Here is a 16,708-nt window from a genome sequence, read left to right on the forward strand (position 1 = left end):
CGTCGGGTCTCGTCACTCACGCGGGTTTGGGAGAGCGCCGCGCCACCCGCTCGAGTGCGGTGCGCAGATCGCCGAGCATGACGGCAAAGTCGCGGCTCAGCGCCGCACGGCGTCCGACCAGCACATAGTCGCTGTGCGGCAGCAGAAAACCGCGATCCGTCCGCTTCACCAATTCGCGCAGTCTGCGGCGAATTCGATTGCGTTCGGTCGCGGTGCCGATTTTCTTGGTCACGGTGAAGCCGACCCGGATCGGGCCCTGGTCTTCGCGGCGCAGGCTCTGCAGCACGAAGGCAGGCCCATTGATCCGCAGCCCGCCGGCAACGGCGATGAAATCCGCCCGCTGCCGTAACCGCTCCATCAACAGGTCCCGGGCAAGCCCGATCAGGCGCTCAGACGCTTGCGTCCGCGGGCGCGGCGCGCCGCAAGCACCTTGCGGCCACCGGTCGTGGCGAGACGGGCACGAAAGCCGTGACGGCGCTTGCGCACCAATTTGCTGGGTTGATAAGTCCGCTTCACGGGTCGTTCTCCGTTGCCGGGTCAGTTATTCATAAGTGGTGGGTAAGCCCGGAGATGTCGGCTCACGAATGAGCCGGATGCAGCCCAAAAATGAACCGCCCCGGGCAGAGCCGGGCCATCGCGGACAGTTGGCGCGGCTTATACGGGAGCGCCCTGGTCTCGTCAATTGCGCCCGACGCGGCTTTGGACGTGTCGAAACCGCGCGCGCGTCTTCACGAATGAGGAAACGGTAATTTGACCTGCTTCTGGCAAAGGAGCATCTTGACATTAGATATTGTCGCGATTCCGGCCGAGTTCGGGCGGTGAGGAGCGGGCCGAGGGCAAGACGCGGTGCAGGCAGCGGACAAACAGCCGGAGACGCACGCTTGGCGGCGCGGCCTGGAGCCCAAAATCGGGCTGTCCGGCAAGCTGCTGCTGCTGACGATTCCGCTGATCCTGATTGCCGAAATCCTGATCTATGTGCCGTCGATCGCCAACTATCGACTGAACCGGCTCAATGACCGCTTGGCTGCTGCCAACACCGCGGCGCTGGTTCTGGATGCATCGCCATCGGGGCGAGTGCCCGACTCGCTGGCGCAGCAGATTCTCGATTCGATCGAAGCGCGTGCGGTGGCGATCAAGATGGGCCAGCAGCGCCGGCTGCTCGCCAGCTCGAATCTGCCGACCAAGATCGACCACGTCGTCGACATGCGCAACGTCACGCCGTGGGGCGCGATCCTGGACTCCTTCGTGGTGATGCTGGAAAGCGGCAACCCGGCGATTCGCGTGGTCGGGCCGGCCGAAGGCAACGCCGAATTCATCGAGGTGGTGATCGACGCCGCGCCGCTGCGCAACGCGATGTATCGCTTCTCCAGCAATCTTTTGCTGGTGTCGCTGACCATCACCAGTCTGACGACGGGGCTGATCTATCTGGCGCTGCACTTCCTGTTCGTGCGGCCGATGCGGCGGCTGACCGCCAACATGGTCAATTTCCGCCGCGATCCGGAAAGCCCGGCCTCGATCGTGGTGCCCGGCCCACGCGGCGACGAAATCGGTCTCGCCGAGCGCGAATTGTCGGATATGCAGCGCGATCTGGTGTCGATGCTGCATCAGAAGAGTCGTCTTGCCGCGCTCGGGCTCGCAGTTTCGAAGATCAATCACGACCTGCGCAACCTGCTGGCGTCGTCACAGCTGTTGTCCGATCAGCTCTCCAGCGTGCCGGATCCGCGGGTGCAGCGGTTCGCCCCGAAGCTGGTGCGCTCGTTGGAGCGCGCAATCGCGTTCTGCCAGTCGACGCTGTCCTACGGCCGCGCCCAGGAAGCGGCGCCGGACCGCCGCAGCATCCTGATCGAGCCTTTGGTCAACGATGTTCGCGAAACCGCAGGGCTCGCAGATGAAGCGTCGATCACCTGGGTCAGTGCGATCGAGCGCGGCCTGACCATCGATGCCGACCCGGACCAACTGTTCCGTGTGCTGCTCAACTTGGTGCGCAACGCCGCCCAGGCGCTGGAAGGCCAGCCGCGCAACGACGCCAACCTGCAGCAGATCCGCATCACTGGCCGCCGTGAAGGTTCGGTCACGGTGCTCGAGGTGTCGGACACCGGCCCCGGCGTGCCGCAAAAGGCGCGCGATCACCTGTTCGAGGCGTTCCACGGCTCGGTCCGCGCTGGCGGTTCGGGCCTCGGCCTCGCCATCGCGGCGGAGCTGGTCCGGGCCCATGGCGGCGAGATCAAGCTGGTGGAAGGCACGATCGGCGCCACCTTCCGGATCTCGATCCCCGACCGCCCGGTCGATCTGCACAGCCTGCGCAGCGAACGGGCTCGCGCCTAACTCCCTGCAGCTCAAGATTTTTCGAAGCCGACGGCCGTCCGCGCGGGCATGCGTTGGCGTGGTTGCGGACTGGCTTTGCCACTGACAATCCCCAGGACGGCCGCAGCGTCGTCAATCCGTAAGAAAAGAGCAGCCGGGGCGCTTGCCAATCCGAACCGGAGCCGCTAGCTATGGCGGCCTTCGCAGCGCTTCGCCGTTGCGGAACGCCGGCGGCTCCAGGCTCTAACGCCCAGCGAGTTCGCGGCAGACGCGCCCGTAGCTCAGCTGGATAGAGCACCAGACTACGAATCTGGGGGTCAGAGGTTCGAATCCTTTCGGGCGCGCCATTTCGAATTTTCCCGAACTCGATATCTGTTCAGGCGGCGGCAAAGAGATGTGATCGCCTCGCGCTGTCCAGGCAGCGCAGGTCGTGCCGGCCCAGCGCAGAAGCTTTGCGATCAGTCCATCAGTTCAAACGGGTGCTGCGCGGTTCGGCGGGCATGCTTTCGCAAGCGATGGCGTGCGATAGGCGCCAGAACATCCGGGCGAGGCGGGTGAAGGCGATCAGGTCGCGCTGTGGGGCCTCGATGTTCGCCGGCAGCGTGACGGTCTCGATGTCGATGATCTGATCGAACGGTGCGGCGTCGCCGATCGATTGCGCGATCACCGAAACGCACGGGCCGTCATCTTCGGTCTCCTGGGCGGTGCTCGGTGCCAGCCCCGGGTACTGCAGCGGCGCGTAGTAGAACTGATAGGCGCCGTGGCCGATCTGCTTCACCACATCGCTCTGCAGCGTCAGCGGGCCGCCGAAACACACCAGGCGCGACTCCTGCAGTTCCTCGGGCTCGAGCTGCTCCAGATCGCAGAGTTCGAGATCGTCACTGACGGTCAGTCCGGGATTGTGCTCGCGCAGCAGCGCGGCGAGCGCGGGCCGGTGTTCGTCGTTGGCGGCGAACAGGATCAGGTTTTTCAGCATGACGATCTCCTGGTGGTGATGGCGAGTTAGCGACCGTGGGCAATCAGGGAAGGGGCTCCGGCGTCCTGCCGATCGAGCCTGGCGAAGAAGTCGTGAGGGATCGGCTGGCCGGGCACGATCTCCGCGACGCGCAGCCGCGCCGATGCCGCCGCTTCGCGCGCGAAGTCGACTTCATCCCGCCATGCGCACAGCATCAGTTCGAGCCGGCCGAACCCGCCATTGTCGGCTGCGAAGGCGCTCGTCGTGGTCTCGACCGTTGTGGCGACGAGCCGGCTGTCCGCGGCCGCGATGTCCCGCAGGATGACCGCAACGCCGTCGCCGGAGGCTTGATGTGACGTCATCACCACCAGCGCGTCACGTCCGCCAGTGCGGCCGGCGCGGCGCGCGGTACGCACCAGCGATGCGAAGCCGGGGTCCGGGCCGAGGTCGGCCGAGGTGCCGGGCAGATCGTGAACGATCACCGCCGAGGGCTGCGCCGGATCGCCATGCAGCGTGTGATAGCTGCGCGGCAGCCAGACCGTGTCGAGCGCGCTGCGCGATAGCGCCAGACTCCAGGCCTGGTCGAGCAGATAGCCGTCCCAGACGGCGGGGTGGGCTTTGGCCAACCGCAGCCAGCCGAGCAGCAGCGCCTTCGCTGCGTCCGAACGGCCGAAATACAAGGTTCGCGCCGACAGCTCCCAGCGATTCCATCGGTGCAGGGCGACGTCGCAATCGAGCTGTGCCGGCAGAAGCGGCTGTGCCTGCAACAACGCGCCGGCTTCGATATAGAGCAGCGGTTCGGGAAACAGCTCCCAGGCCTGCAGGATGAACTCGGCCTTCTCATAAGCGAGCAGACGGTCGTCGCATTCGCTCATCAGTGGGCCGATGTGCGCGGCGAGACCGAACGACTCGGCGGCTTGCTGCAGCGGCCAGACCAGATCGTCGCAGCCGTGCTGATAGCAGGACACGATCCGAGGTCGGGCTGTCTCGCCAGAATCGGCTACCAGCGTCTCGGCGTCGCCGACTCCGCCCCACCACATTTCATGCGGGCCCTCGGCTCCGCATGGTCCGACGGTGCCGAACTCGGTGAGTTTGGATTTGAGGAAATCGAAGTCGGGATTTTCCCCGAAAGGCAGCACCACCATGCAATCCCGCGGCAGCGCGTTGCAGAACAGCTCGGCGCCGGCCCCGCTCATCGGCTCTGTGACGATCACCAGCCCGGCGTCACGGTCCGGCGCTTCGCCGGGACGCTGCAGCCGTGCGGGACCCACGCGATCCGCCAGCCAGTCCAGTCGTCGCCGCTGCGACGTCCCGAGCCGCAGCCCGCTTGCTTGCAGCAGTTCGGTGAGCTTGGCGGAGGGGGAGGTCGGCATCATGGCGCGCTCGTTGAAGGCATGGTTATGACTTCAACGCAGCAGGCCGTCGGATCAGGCGCGGCCGGCGCCTGGTCCGCTAACAGCCGAGCGGGGTCACTGCGACGGTGTAAATGGTGATGCCGTCCGCCGGCTCGACCGGAATCAGCAGGCAGCCCTCGTCGTCTGCAGCGAGGTAGTGCCGTCCGCTGCGGGTCAGCCCGGCCGCGCTGAGGCGGTCGGCGGCGACCGGCATGAACGCTTCGGTGCGCATCGTCTCGGCGGCCGTGCTTCCGCGCTGGATCATCACCCCGTCGATCAGGCCCTCGCGCGCGAGCCGGCCCAGCGGCACCGCGATCATGGCGATCTGCATCGCGCCAGACAGTGGAATGCGCAGGCGCAAGCCGCCGAAACCAGTACGCAGCACCGACACCTCCTGAAGCGATCCCGCGCCATCCGCACCGAACAGACCGATTCGGAGCGAGCCGTGAGGCCGGTCGCCGACCATCTCGCCGGGAAGTTGGCCTGCGCCGAACAACGCATAGAGATAGGCATGCGACGGCGAGACCGCAGCGAAGCTACCCGCCATCCACATCGGCGGCGGCGACAGCGCACAGGTCACCGGCAGCCCCCGCAGCGCGATCTGGTTGCTGATCGCGTTGCTGTGAATCATGGGCGCGAGCGTATCGGTGCCGAGATTGACGTCGTGCTGAAATGAGCCGAACAGCGCCAGTTCTTCGTCGTCCGGCAGCAGCAACAGGCGGCCGAGCGTCGTGGCGGTCGCGCGCGCGGCGACGCCGAGGTCCCGATAGGGATCGAGCCCGAATTCGTGGGCGACGCCGCGTGCCGCCGACGCGTAGTTCAACACTCCCGCCTGAATCTCGGATGTCACCTCGATCTGCGTGGCCGGTCGCGGATCGGGCTCGCGGAGCACATGACCGTCCTCATAGTCGCGTACCGAGCCGTCTGCCGAGCAGCAGATCTGCTCGAGGATCGGCGCGTTACGGATCAGCATTCGATTGAGATGCGGCGCCAGCACCAGATCGTCGATCAGCCCGGAAACGGAGTCCTCCTCGGCGAGCTCGTCCCACGCGTCGCCGAGGGCGAGCAAATAGCAGCCGTGGACGCGCAGCTCGAGACCGGCGAGTTTGAACACGCGGCTCAGCGCCTTCTGCACGCTGGCCGAATAGCCGAGATCGACCAGCAGCAGGTCGGTGCAGTCGTCGAGGTCGGGAATCTGCTGCCTGATGTAATCGAGCAGGCGTTCGCGCAGACCGGCCGCCAGCATTGCGATCTCGTGCGGCTCGATCAGGTTTGGAAGGGCATCAGCCAGTTCGGCGCCGGTGGCGATTCCACCGTCGCAGTGCGCAAAAAAATCCGCCAGGGCCGGCGGCAAGATTTTGAGCATGTCCTGCAGTTTCGCCGCGTCGATCCTTGGGATCTTGCGGATCAATTCGCAGATCGGCCCGATCGTATCGGCCGAGGCAATCAGGCTGACCCGGCGATTGACCTCCAGATAAGCGGCGGGCTCGCCGCGGGTCTGATGCCACAGGCGGTGCGACAGGAAGCCGTCGCGGCCCAAAAACCCGATCGCGATACGGCGGCCATCACCTGCAAGGTCGGCCCTGCGCGTCGCCACGAATTCGTCGAATGCTGCCAACACCGGTCCGACCACCGTGCTGCCGAGATGATGCGCCGCAGATTTTTCGGCACTACGCGCCGCCACCATCCGCCGTAGCGTGCGCGCGCCGTGGTCGAGCCTCGTCGGCTGTCCTTTGAACATCAGTTGCTGCAGCGAATCTTCGCGCAGCAGCCGCGTTGTGAGCCGCGGTCCGGCTTGCGGAATGTGCTGTGGCCGGATGCCATGGCGCTTCGCGCCGCGAATGTCGGCATGCTCATTGTCGCCGACATGGTATGCCGAGCTCGCGTCGATACCTTGTTGGCGCAGATAGGTCGCGAACAGATCCTCTGCCTTGCCGGTGCCGTGATCGCACGATGCGTAGAGGAAATCCCACGTCAGCCCCGGACTGCAGGCGCGCAGCAGCCGGCCCAGCCGCTCGGTATTCCAATAGGTGTCGGAGATGAAGCCGACGCGATTTCCGGCGCGGCGCCGCGCGCGATATTGCTCGAGCATGTCCGGATTGATTCGGCATAGTTCGAGTTCGGCGTTGAACTCGGCCTCGATCAGGTGGTTGAGATCCTCGCGCTCCAATCCGAACAGCCGGAAGGGGAAGCGCGCGTAGATCTGGTCGATGTTGATCTCTGTCGCCTCTCCGCGCGAACGCGCCGCCTCGCGCACACGCGACTCAGCCAGGATACGATGCTGGACGAAATGGTCAGACACATTCGGACACAGATTCGAAACACGCGACAGCTGATAAGTCCGCTCGAATACGCCGGTCGGCGTGGTGCAGGCGCGGATCAGAAATGTATCGAAAACATCGAACGACCAGGCGAAACGATTTTGAGCGCGCGGTGTGTGATCGATAGAAACAAAAGACATAAGGCGAAACTCAATTGTTTGCCTTTGTTCAACGGACGCATGGTACAAATCAGGCGCGTCGATACAGAAAGTCGTCGTGCGATCAGTTGATTGCTTTCACCGAGAACTGACAGATTCGAACATGTGTGATCGTCGGATCGATGAGTTGGAAATTTCCGCGGGCGGAGATGCCGCCTTCGCTGACAGTTCTTCGGCGAATTGATCGCCCCAAGGTCGCTCAGCGCCGGCTTCGACTTTCTGCGCTTCGTTCTTCTACCACCAGCACTGCTGTCCCGATGACGTCGTGGTCGCGCGCGGCCGGTTTCGCGTTGCGCGGAGCGGCTGTTTGCGTTTCGTCGCCGCGCTCAAGGCGGCAAAATTTGCCCGCCGGTGGGCAAATTATTCCTCCTAAGTGTCTGAAAAAATTGCAAAATCCAGCGCCTGATCGAGGGCGGTGGCGCGTTCAACTCGATGAGCCCGCGTTGGCGGAGTTTTGCCGGGGCTGCGAGTTGGAGGATGCGAGATGAATGGCGCGCTCGATGTTTTGGCTCCCGCCGAAGTCATAGTCGCCGCGACTGCCCCGGCCGATAACGAAGCGTCGGACATGCCGCCGGTCGAGATCGTGCTCGATAGTCCGCCGGTGAGTGCCGAGATGGTGTTCGACGAGGACGCCGATCTGCTCGACCGGCTCGCGACCGACGACGAAGCGGCCTTCAGGATGCTGGTCGAGCGGCACATCGACCGGGCCTATTCGATCGCGCTCCGTATCCTCAGCAATGCGGCCGATGCCGAAGACGTGGTGCAGGACACCATGCTGAAGGTGTGGACGCATCGCGGGCGCTGGCAGCACGGCCGTGCCAAGTTCTCGACCTGGCTGTATCGCGTCGTCAGCAATCGCTGCATCGACCTGCGCCGTAAGCCGCGTACCGAGAACGTTGAAGCCGTTCCCGAGGTGGCTGATACTCAGCCGGATGCTGTCCGCGTGATCGAGCGCAACGAGCTTAGCAATCTGCTCGAAGCGGCGATGCAGCGGCTGCCCGAGCAGCAGCGGATCGCCGTGATTCTGTCGTACCACGAGAACATGAGCAACGCCGAGATCGCCGAGGTAATGGACACCACCATCGCCGCGGTGGAGTCGCTGCTCAAACGCGGGCGTCAGCAGCTTCGCGCAAGGCTCAGCGGCGATGAGTCCGAGCTGCGGGCGGCGTTTACCGATTTTTGACCATAACTTTCGCTGCGTCCGCGCCGGTCGCCTGATCGCGGCGGGTCCCTCCGTTTGAGCAATCAGACGGGGACGATCCCGCGTCGTCAGGTGTCATCGCCGCGATGCGGCGGGTTATGCCGTTCAGCACAGGAGCCTTGATATGCCCGCGATCTCGACAAACACGGCGGCCAACTCCGCGGTCCGCTACCTCAACATCAACTCCGCCCAGGAGACCAGCTCGCTGTCGAAACTGGCGAGCGGCTCGCGCATCACCTCGGCGTCCGACGACGCCGCCGGCCTTGCGATCTCGACGCGGATCTCGTCCGACGTCACCACGCTGCAGCAGGCCGCCACCAACGCGTCCCAAGCCGTGGCGATCCTGCAGACTGCCGACGGTGGTGCGTCGAACATCAGCGACATCCTGGCCCGGATGAAGTCGCTGGCCTCGGAATCGGCCTCCGGCACCACCACCGACTCCAGCCGCGCTTACATCAATTCGGAATTCTCGCAACTTTCCAGTCAGATCGATTCGATCGCGAGCGGCACCCGCTATTCGAGCCAGAGCCTGCTCGACGGCACCAGCGTGTTCGCCTCCGGCGTCGCCGTGCTGGTCGGCACGCAGAGCAGCGACTCGATCACCATTACGCTGTCGAACCTGAAGGCTTCGACGCTGGGCGTGTCGACGCTGGACGTCAGCAGCCTGTCCGGCGCTACCACGGCGCTGAGCGCACTCGACACCGCGATCAACACCGTATCGTCGGCCCGCGCCAGCATCGGCGCGCAGGAGTCGCGGTTCAATTTCAGCGCCGACTCGATCTCGACCCAGACGCAGAATTTGCAGTCGGCGAATTCCGCCATCAAGGACGTCGATATCGCGGCCGAACAGGCGAAGCTGTCGTCCGCCGAGGTGAAGACCCAGGCAGCGGTGTCGGCCGAAGCCGCAGCGAACCAGATGCCGCAATACCTGCTCAAGCTGCTCGGCTGATGACATCTGATCCGGGCCGGCACCGGCCGTGCCCGGCCTCCTCCTGTGATCGGACTTTGGTCATGACCTCGGTCAGCAGCACGACGTCGAGCACTGCCACGACCAGCAGCACGAGTTCGTTGACGTCGTCATCGGGCGCCTCGGTGACGACTTCGGGCAGCTCGACAACCACCAGCGTTGACTGGGATTCGCTGATCGCCTCGGCGGTGAACGCCAAGCTTGCCGCGGCCACTTCGATCTCGACCAAGATCACCGCCAACGAGGCGAAGATCTCGGCTTATCAGACGTTGCAGACCGATCTCAGCAAGCTGTCGTCCGGATTGTCCTCGCTGGCGACTGCGGTGGTCAATTCGCTGGCCACCAACGTGTTCGCCACGCGGGCCGCAACGCTGTCGTCGACCGGTGACGTCAGCGCCTCCTCGGCGCTGTCGATGAGCGTCAGCAACGGTGCCGCGACCGGCGACCATGCGCTGACGATCAGCCAGATCGCCACCGCCCACAAGGTGATGGGCACGACGCAGTCCAGTCAAACCGACGATCTCGGCTATTCGGGCGTGTTTTCGCTCGGGCTCGCGGGTGGATCCAGCGCAAACATCACCGTCACCAGCGCGATGTCGCTGCAGGATATCGTCGATGCGGTCAATGCGCAGACCTCGACCACGAATGTCGAGGCCTCGATCGTCCAGGTCTCCTCCGGCGCCTACGAAATGGTGCTGACCGGTACCAAGGATGCGGCCGATATCACCTATTCCAGCAGTTCTGGAACCGACATTCTGAATTCGCTCGGGTTCACCGGCAGCTCCGGAGCTCTTGCCAACGTGCTGCAAACCGCTCAAGCGGCGAAGTTCTCGCTCGACGGCATCTCGATGACGCGAGATACCAACGACATTACCGACGTGCTCGCAGGCGTCACCTTCAACCTGCTGCAGGCAACACCGACCGGCTCGGCCATCAACATCAGCATCGGAACCGACACCAGCCAGATCCAATCGGCGCTGACCACCTTCGTCACCAATTACAATACGTATCGGGACGAGGTGATCGCGCAGCAGGCGACTAACTCCGACGGCACGGCATCGGACAGCGCCGTGCTGTTCGGCGACGGGACCATGCGCGACATCACGACCCGGCTGGAAGCGGCGCTGAACACGACGGTGGGTGGACTGTCGATGAGCGACCTCGGCCTGTCGTTCAACGATCAGAACGAACTCGAACTCGATACAAGCACGCTGTCGACGATCCTCTCCACCAATCTCAGCGGCGTCACCAAGCTGCTGTCGGCGCAGACCACCACGTCGTCCAGCCAGCTCAGCGTCGTCAACACCGGAACGTCCCCCCAGTCGTTCACGCTGGATCTGACCGTTGATTCCAGCGGAACGCTGAGCAGCGCTTCGGTCGGTGGCGACAGTTCGCTGTTCACGATCAGCGGCAACACGATCATCGGCGCGTCCGGCAGCATCTACGCCGGTATGGCATTCACCTATACCGGCACCACCTCGCAGTCGATCACCGTCACGTCGACATCGGGCATTGCCACGCAAATGTACCAGATCGCCAAGACGGCCTCGGCCAGCACCGGCTCGCTGCAGACACTGATCACCAATCTTCAGAGCCGCGACAGCGAGCTGCAGCAGCGGGTAGACGACATCACGGCCGCGGCGGCCACGTTCAAGGCGCAGCTGCAGACGCAGTATGCCAAATACCAGGCGGCGATCGCGAGCGCCGACAACACGATGACCTATCTGAAGGCCCTGCTCAACGCCAGTTCGAGTAATTGATGACCCAGCATGCAATGGCGCACCGCGCCAATCAGGCTTATCGCGGCACTGCCGTGACCGTTCCCCCGCTGAAGGCCGTGGTGATGTTGCATGGCGGCGCCATGACGCTGCTGCATCAGGCGATCGAGGCGCAGGAAGCGCGACGATTCGAGCATGGCCACGATTGCCTGGTGCGGGCGACCGCCATTCTCCGCGGCCTGAGCCATCATCTCGATTGCAGCCGCGGTGGCGCCGTCGCCGAGCGGCTGTACGAGACGTACAATGCGCTGGTGCTGGCGGCGCTGCGGTCCTATGGCAGGCCGCATGCGGAGGCCAACCTGCGGCGGATCATCGCGAGCATCGCCGAGTTGCGCGAGGCCTGGGAGTACGTCGCGGTGACGACGCGACGTTGATAACGATGATCCCCGTAATCGTCTCCACCGAAAACGGATTTCCGCCGGCGCGCAATTGCTTTATGAGGGAGGTGGCAGCCCTCGGCGAGCACAGCATGGACGTTGCGGAACTTGAAGACCTGATCGATCGGCTGGGGGAAGATCCGTCCCGCTGGCCGGATGATCGACGTCTCGCCGCGGAGAGATTGCTGCAGGAGTCCGCCGCTGCGCGTGCGCTGTTGGCTCAGGTGCGTGCCGTCCGTGAGGCGCTGTCCGCTCCACCGGTCCGGGCCCCGGCAGGACTCGCTGACCGGATCGTTGCGGCTGCCGTGCGCGCCGAAACGGCCAAGACAACTGCCAAGACCGAACCCGCCGACGATCGCGCTTCCTCCGAGCCCGCGACTCCCCACGGCTAGCGAGACTCTGCTGACGCGCCAGCGATTCTGGAGCGACGCGTTCCAGCGCGTTGCTTTCCGGATCAGCCGGCTAGGCGATGATGCCGGGGCCCAATTCATCCAACGTTTTTGAATCGATCTCGATATCGCGCTGACGCGTCTGCGGCGCGTATCGCCATTGGCTGGGTGGTACGCATTCTGATCGTGCCGGCGCCGTTCCGTCTCGTCCTCAACAGGCAAATTCTGCCGAGCAATCAAATTGTTCTGCCGTGGCGAACGCGCGCCTGATTTGGCCGCCTCGCCCGTTTGATCAGCAGACCACCTTGCGATCACCGCCACGACGATCACCACACGACCGAGTCCTCCGCCGCATCCGGCGAAGACAGGATGGCTGCGCCATGACCACGATTTCCAGCGCCGTATCGACGGCCGCCACCACGACCAGCACAGCGAGTTCGACCAGTTCGGCGTCTTCGTCGCTGAGCTCGAGCGATTTTCTCAGCCTGCTGATCAGCGAATTGCAAAACCAGGACCCGCTGAACGCGACCAGCACGACCGACTTCATCAATCAGCTGACATCCTATGCGAATTTCAGCCAGCAGCAGGAGATCAACTCCAGCATGACTTCGCTGGCGAATTCGTTCTCCAGCCTGGTGACGCTGAACTCCGTCAACTACATCGGTCACACCGTCGAAGCGAAGACCGACACGGCGACACTGACGGGCGGCTCGGCGACCTTCGGCTACACGCTGTCCTCGGCGGCCTCCGATGTGTCGATCAGCATCAAGGATTCCTCCGGCAACACCGTGTGGAGCGGCACGGGCTCGGGCAACGCGGGCTCCAACAGCTTCACCTGGGACGGCAAGAATTCGAGCGGCACCCAGCTCGCGGACGGCGGCCAGTACACCATCTCGGTGAGCGCGACCGATTCCGCCGGTAACTCCGTCTACAAATATTCGACCGTCAGCGGCACCGTGACCGGAATCGACACCTCGTCGAGCACGCCGGCCCTGCTCGTCAACGGCGTGTCGGTCAGCGCCAGCAACATCATCGGCGTTTCGTCCTGAGTGCGGCCGGAGTAGTATCATGAGTCTCACTGGCGCGCTTTCCTCAGCGATTTCTGCGCTCAACGCGCAGAGCCAATCCCTGTCGATGATCTCCGACAATATCGCCAACTCCGACACCACCGGCTACAAGACTACCTCGGCGATGTTCAGCCAGCTGGTGACGGCGTCGAGCAGCGCGACGTCCTACGCATCCGGCGGCGTCACCGTGGCGGGACGCGCCAACATCAGCCAGCAGGGACTTCTGGCCGCGACCAGCAACGCGACCGACGTTGCCATCCAGGGTTCCGGCTTTTTCGTCGTGTCCGACCAGACCTCCGGCGGCACAACGTCCTATACCCGAAATGGCGCGTTCTCGATCGACAACGCCGGCTACCTGGTCAACAGCGGCTATTACCTCGAAGGCTGGCGCACCGATGCCGACGGCAAGATCGTCGGCGACGCATCGTCGGCGACACTGTCGCCGATCAACACCAACGTGGCCGCGACCAGCGGCAGCGCGACCACCAAGACCACCTTCGCGGCCAATCTGCCGGCGGATGCCGCAACGGGCGCGACTTATTCGAGCTCGATGACGGTGTACGATTCGCTCGGCACCGCCAACTCGATCCAAGTGACTTGGACCAAGACCGCGTCGAATGCCTGGACGGCGAGCTTCGCCAATCCGACGCTGTCGTCGAGCACCAGCACCACCACCGGTACCACCTCCGGCTCGGTGTCGCTGACGTTCAACAGTGATGGCTCACTCGCATCCACCAATCCCAGTCCGCCGACGATCTCGGTGTCCGGCTGGACCAACGGCGCTGCGAACAGCACGATCTCGCTCGATTTGGGAACGGTCGGTAAGACCAATGGCCTTACCCAATATGCATCGGGTGAAGCGACGCCGACCATCAATGTCACCAGTATTTCGTCGGATGGCCTGCCTTACGGCAAACTGAGCAGCATCGCGGTCGGCGACGACGGCACGGTCAATGCCACCTATTCTAACGGACAGACCATCGCGATCTACAAGATCGCGGTCGCGACCTTCAAGGATCCCGACGGCCTGTCGGTGAACAGCTACGGCATCTATTCGGTGACCGCGGCATCCGGTGATGCGTCGGTGCAGACGTCCGGCAGCAACGGTGCCGGCAAGATCTACGGCAGCGAGCTGGAATCCAGCACCACCGACACGTCGAGCCAATTCGCCAGCATGATCTCGGCGCAGCAAGCTTATTCGGCAGCCTCGCAGGTGATCACGACGGTGAACAAGATGTTCGACACCCTGATCTCGGCAATGAGGTAGCCGCCATGGTCACTGCCGTCAGCGATGAGACGCATCTCGAATTGCTGCTCAGCCGGCTAGCACGGCTCAAGCTGCTGTCGCAGGCAGTGGACGGCGGCGATCGCGGCCAACTGGTCGCGCTGCTGGACGAGATCGAGAAGATCAAGCGTGAGCTCGTCCGAGGCCGGGAGCGGGTCGGCAGCGAGATGGCCCGCGCGACGACGCGGACCACGGCGATCAAGGCCTACGCGCGCGGGGCAGGCGTACCCGTGCGGCGTCACTGAATTCGAACAACGGGAATGATGAAGATGGCACAGATTGGCACCCCCACGGTTTCCCCGGTGAGCGACGAGCGCGCGCTGGCGATGATCGCGCTGATCGATGACCTGATCCTGGTGATCGACGACGAGAATGTCGAACTCGCCAAGGGATTGCCCGCGTCGCGGCTGAAGCAGGTCGACGAGAAGGCGCGGCTCGCCGAGCTGTTTGAGCGCTGGGTGGCTGAATGCACTGGCGGCAATGGGGCGATCCAGGTGCAGAACCGCCAGCTGCGCGACAGACTGCTCGACCGGATTCTTCAGCTCCGTGGCGCGATGGATGAAAACCTGATGCGTCTGCGCGCTGCGATCGAAGCCAGCAATCGTCGGATCGAGGCGGTGATGCAGGCGATCCGCGAGCAACTGGCCGGCAATGCGCCGTATGGCGCCGCCGGGACGCGCACCGCCCGCGCGGTGTCGTGCGGGACCAGCCTTCGCGCCTGATCCAAGCCCAGGGAGGTTCGCGTGTCGCTCAACATCGCCCGCAGCATCGCGTTCAGCGGCCTCGCGGCGACGCAGGTCCAGATCTCAGTGACCTCGGCGAACATCTCGAATGCCGACACGACGGGCTACACCAAGAAGACGGCCGGTCAGGCCAGCAGCGTCACCGGCGGGGTCGGCACCGGCGTCACCGTCACCGGCATCACCAGCTCGGTCGACAAGCTGCTGTTGAAATCGCTGATCGCGGCGAATTCGGACCTGGGCGCGGCCGACACCACCAACAGCTACCTGACCTCGCTGCAGCAGCTCTACGGCTCCTCGACCAGCGCCACCAGTACCTCGACCGGAACCTCGCTCGCCAATACGCTGGCATCGCTGGAGTCGGCGTTGTCGTCGCTTGCGAGCACGCCGACCAGTTCGGCGCTGCAGTCCAATGTGGTCGATGCGCTCGACAGCGTGACGTCGCAATTGCGCGAGACCTCCAGCGGCATCCAGAAACTGCGGTCCAATGCCGATCAGGACATCGCTTCGGCGGTCGGCTCGGTGAACGACGATGTGCAGAAGATCGCCGATCTGAATGCGGCGATCAAACAGGCGGCGGCCGCGGGCCAGTCGACGGCGGATCTCGAAGACAAGCGCAACACCGCGCTGCAGGATCTGTCGTCTCAGATGAACATCAGCTACTACACCGCGTCGAACGGCGATCTGCAGGTCTATACCGCAACCGGTCAGGCGCTGGTCGACAGCACGGCGCATCCTTTGAGCTACACTACGACGGCGAGCGTCAGCGCCGCGACCAGCTACAGCAGCAGCGGCTTCAGCGGCATCATGCTCAATGGCGTCAATGTCACGTCGCAGATCACGTCGGGCAAAATCGGTGCACTGGTGACGCTGCGCGACCAGACGCTACCGGCCGCCCAATCGCAACTCGACGAACTGGCACAGCAGCTTGCGACCAGGCTCAATGCTGTGTCCAACAGCCAGACCACGCTGCCGCCGCCAGCGAGCCTGACTGGTACCGCCACGGTCGGCAGTTCGGACGCGTTGTCCGCGACGGGCTCGATGCGTCTCGCGGTCACCGATTCAAGCGGCAAGCTGATCTCCTATAGCGATCTCGATTTGTCGTCCTATTCGAATGTGGGTGATCTGGTGAACGCCATTAACGGCGTGTCCGGGCTGTCGGCCACGATCGATTCCAGCGGGCACCTGAAGATCGCCACGACCGCGTCCAACACAGGCGTTTCGATTGCGGGGCTCACCAGTTCGGTCGGCAGCGCCGGTGAAAGCTTCTCCGACTATTTCGGCCTCAACGATCTCGTAACCGCCACCGGGGCGTCGGACATCGCGGTCCGTAGCGATATCCTGTCCGGCAAAACGTCGCTGTCGCTGGCGACACTGTCGTCGTCGGCACTGCTCACCATCGGTAGCTCGGTGCTGTCGTCCGATGGCGCCAGCGCTGCCAGTGCGCTGTACGATGTGCTGACCGGATCGACCAGCTTCAAAGCGGTGGGGGGGCTGGCGGCCGTCACCGGCTCGTTCGCCGGCTTCGCCTCGACCATCGTTTCCAGCGTCGCGGGGAAAGCGTCGCAGGCGTCCTCGACCTACAGCGCCAAGGAGGCTGCGCAATCGACCTACGCCAATTCGCTGTCGTCGCAGTCCGGCGTCAATCTCGATGAAGAGTCGGCGCGGCTCAGCGAATTGCAGAATAAATACACTGCCGCTTCACAACTGATCCAGGCGATCAATGCGATGTTCACCGCGCTGGTCAGCGCCGTGAGCTCGACCTGACGCTG

At 64.1% G+C, this 16,708-nt stretch carries 17 protein-coding genes and 1 tRNA gene; 12 read left to right on the forward strand and 6 right to left on the reverse strand.

Features of this window, described 5'->3' with window-relative positions:
• Positions 1 to 16: 16 nt before the first annotated feature.
• Both rnpA and rpmH read right to left on the reverse strand, forming a co-directional pair.
• Complete coding sequence (rnpA, locus tag HZF03_RS03205) at positions 17 to 358, reverse strand: ribonuclease P protein component (RefSeq protein WP_011156201.1); 342 nt, start codon at positions 356 to 358, stop codon at positions 17 to 19.
• Between the two features lie 23 nt (positions 359 to 381).
• Complete coding sequence (gene rpmH / locus HZF03_RS03210; RefSeq protein ID WP_006609582.1) at positions 382 to 516, reverse strand: 50S ribosomal protein L34; 135 nt, start codon at positions 514 to 516, stop codon at positions 382 to 384.
• Between the two features lie 330 nt (positions 517 to 846).
• On the opposite strand from rpmH, the gene HZF03_RS03215 reads away from it, so the two are divergent.
• Positions 847 to 2,325, forward strand: a complete 1,479-nt coding sequence (locus tag HZF03_RS03215) for a sensor histidine kinase (protein ID WP_119017402.1) — start codon at positions 847 to 849, stop codon at positions 2,323 to 2,325.
• Positions 2,326 to 2,574: 249 nt separating this feature from the next.
• Positions 2,575 to 2,651, forward strand: a tRNA-Arg gene (locus tag HZF03_RS03220).
• A gap of 119 nt (positions 2,652 to 2,770) precedes the next feature.
• On the opposite strand, the gene HZF03_RS03225 is transcribed toward HZF03_RS03220, so the two are convergent.
• From HZF03_RS03225 to HZF03_RS03235, 3 genes are all read right to left on the reverse strand, one after another.
• On the reverse strand, positions 2,771 to 3,280 hold the full coding sequence (locus tag HZF03_RS03225) for a hypothetical protein (RefSeq protein ID WP_119017403.1): 510 nt from the start codon (positions 3,278 to 3,280) through the stop codon (positions 2,771 to 2,773).
• Positions 3,281 to 3,306: 26 nt separating this feature from the next.
• Entirely contained in the window at positions 3,307 to 4,635 is a 1,329-nt protein-coding gene (locus HZF03_RS03230; protein ID WP_119017404.1) for a hypothetical protein, read from the reverse strand.
• 76 nt (positions 4,636 to 4,711) lie between these two features.
• A complete protein-coding gene (locus HZF03_RS03235; protein ID WP_119017405.1) occupies positions 4,712 to 7,114 on the reverse strand; it encodes a hypothetical protein in 2,403 nt (800 codons plus the stop codon).
• A gap of 502 nt (positions 7,115 to 7,616) precedes the next feature.
• Between HZF03_RS03235 and HZF03_RS03240 the strand changes: the two genes are divergently transcribed.
• Positions 7,617 to 8,315: an RNA polymerase sigma factor gene (locus HZF03_RS03240; protein WP_119017406.1), complete on the forward strand. Its 699-nt coding sequence runs from the start codon at positions 7,617 to 7,619 to the stop codon at positions 8,313 to 8,315.
• A 142-nt stretch (positions 8,316 to 8,457) separates the two neighbouring features.
• Positions 8,458 to 9,282 (forward strand): flagellin, encoded by an 825-nt coding sequence (locus HZF03_RS03245; RefSeq protein WP_011156207.1) that lies wholly within the window; start codon positions 8,458 to 8,460, stop codon positions 9,280 to 9,282.
• Here the strand turns inward: HZF03_RS03245 and HZF03_RS24415 are convergent.
• A complete protein-coding gene (locus HZF03_RS24415; protein WP_234832169.1) occupies positions 9,266 to 9,529 on the reverse strand; it encodes a hypothetical protein in 264 nt (87 codons plus the stop codon). The two genes, HZF03_RS03245 and HZF03_RS24415, sit on opposite strands and share 17 nt — an antisense overlap.
• Between HZF03_RS24415 and fliD the strand changes: the two genes are divergently transcribed.
• The 8 genes from fliD (at position 9,489) to flgK (ending at position 16,703) form a co-directional block, all read left to right on the forward strand.
• Complete coding sequence (fliD, locus tag HZF03_RS03250; RefSeq protein WP_234832170.1) at positions 9,489 to 11,060, forward strand: flagellar filament capping protein FliD; 1,572 nt, start codon at positions 9,489 to 9,491, stop codon at positions 11,058 to 11,060. The genes HZF03_RS24415 and fliD overlap by 41 nt on opposite strands.
• Positions 11,060 to 11,452: a flagellar export chaperone FliS gene (locus HZF03_RS03255; protein ID WP_104511884.1), complete on the forward strand. Its 393-nt coding sequence runs from the start codon at positions 11,060 to 11,062 to the stop codon at positions 11,450 to 11,452. Before fliD ends, HZF03_RS03255 begins: the two co-directional genes overlap by 1 nt.
• Before the next feature lie 95 nt (positions 11,453 to 11,547).
• Positions 11,548 to 11,847, forward strand: a complete 300-nt coding sequence (locus tag HZF03_RS03260) for a hypothetical protein (protein WP_119017500.1) — start codon at positions 11,548 to 11,550, stop codon at positions 11,845 to 11,847.
• Positions 11,848 to 12,224: 377 nt separating this feature from the next.
• On the forward strand, positions 12,225 to 12,893 hold the full coding sequence (locus HZF03_RS03265; protein ID WP_119017408.1) for a flagellar hook assembly protein FlgD: 669 nt from the start codon (positions 12,225 to 12,227) through the stop codon (positions 12,891 to 12,893).
• Between the two features lie 19 nt (positions 12,894 to 12,912).
• Positions 12,913 to 14,178 (forward strand): flagellar hook protein FlgE, encoded by a 1,266-nt coding sequence (gene flgE, locus HZF03_RS03270; RefSeq protein ID WP_119017409.1) that lies wholly within the window; start codon positions 12,913 to 12,915, stop codon positions 14,176 to 14,178.
• Positions 14,179 to 14,183: 5 nt separating this feature from the next.
• Positions 14,184 to 14,441 (forward strand): hypothetical protein, encoded by a 258-nt coding sequence (locus HZF03_RS03275; protein WP_119017410.1) that lies wholly within the window; start codon positions 14,184 to 14,186, stop codon positions 14,439 to 14,441.
• 24 nt (positions 14,442 to 14,465) lie between these two features.
• The gene (locus HZF03_RS03280) at positions 14,466 to 14,918 is read left to right on the forward strand and encodes a flagellar protein FlgN (RefSeq protein WP_119017501.1); all 453 of its coding nucleotides are present in this window, start codon (positions 14,466 to 14,468) and stop codon (positions 14,916 to 14,918) included.
• 21 nt (positions 14,919 to 14,939) lie between these two features.
• Positions 14,940 to 16,703, forward strand: coding sequence for a flagellar hook-associated protein FlgK (gene flgK, locus HZF03_RS03285; protein WP_119017411.1), 1,764 nt, complete (start codon positions 14,940 to 14,942; stop codon positions 16,701 to 16,703).
• Positions 16,704 to 16,708: the final 5 nt, after the last annotated feature.

The organism is Rhodopseudomonas palustris, from assembly GCF_013415845.1.
GTDB classification, from domain to species: domain Bacteria; phylum Pseudomonadota; class Alphaproteobacteria; order Rhizobiales; family Xanthobacteraceae; genus Rhodopseudomonas; species Rhodopseudomonas palustris_F.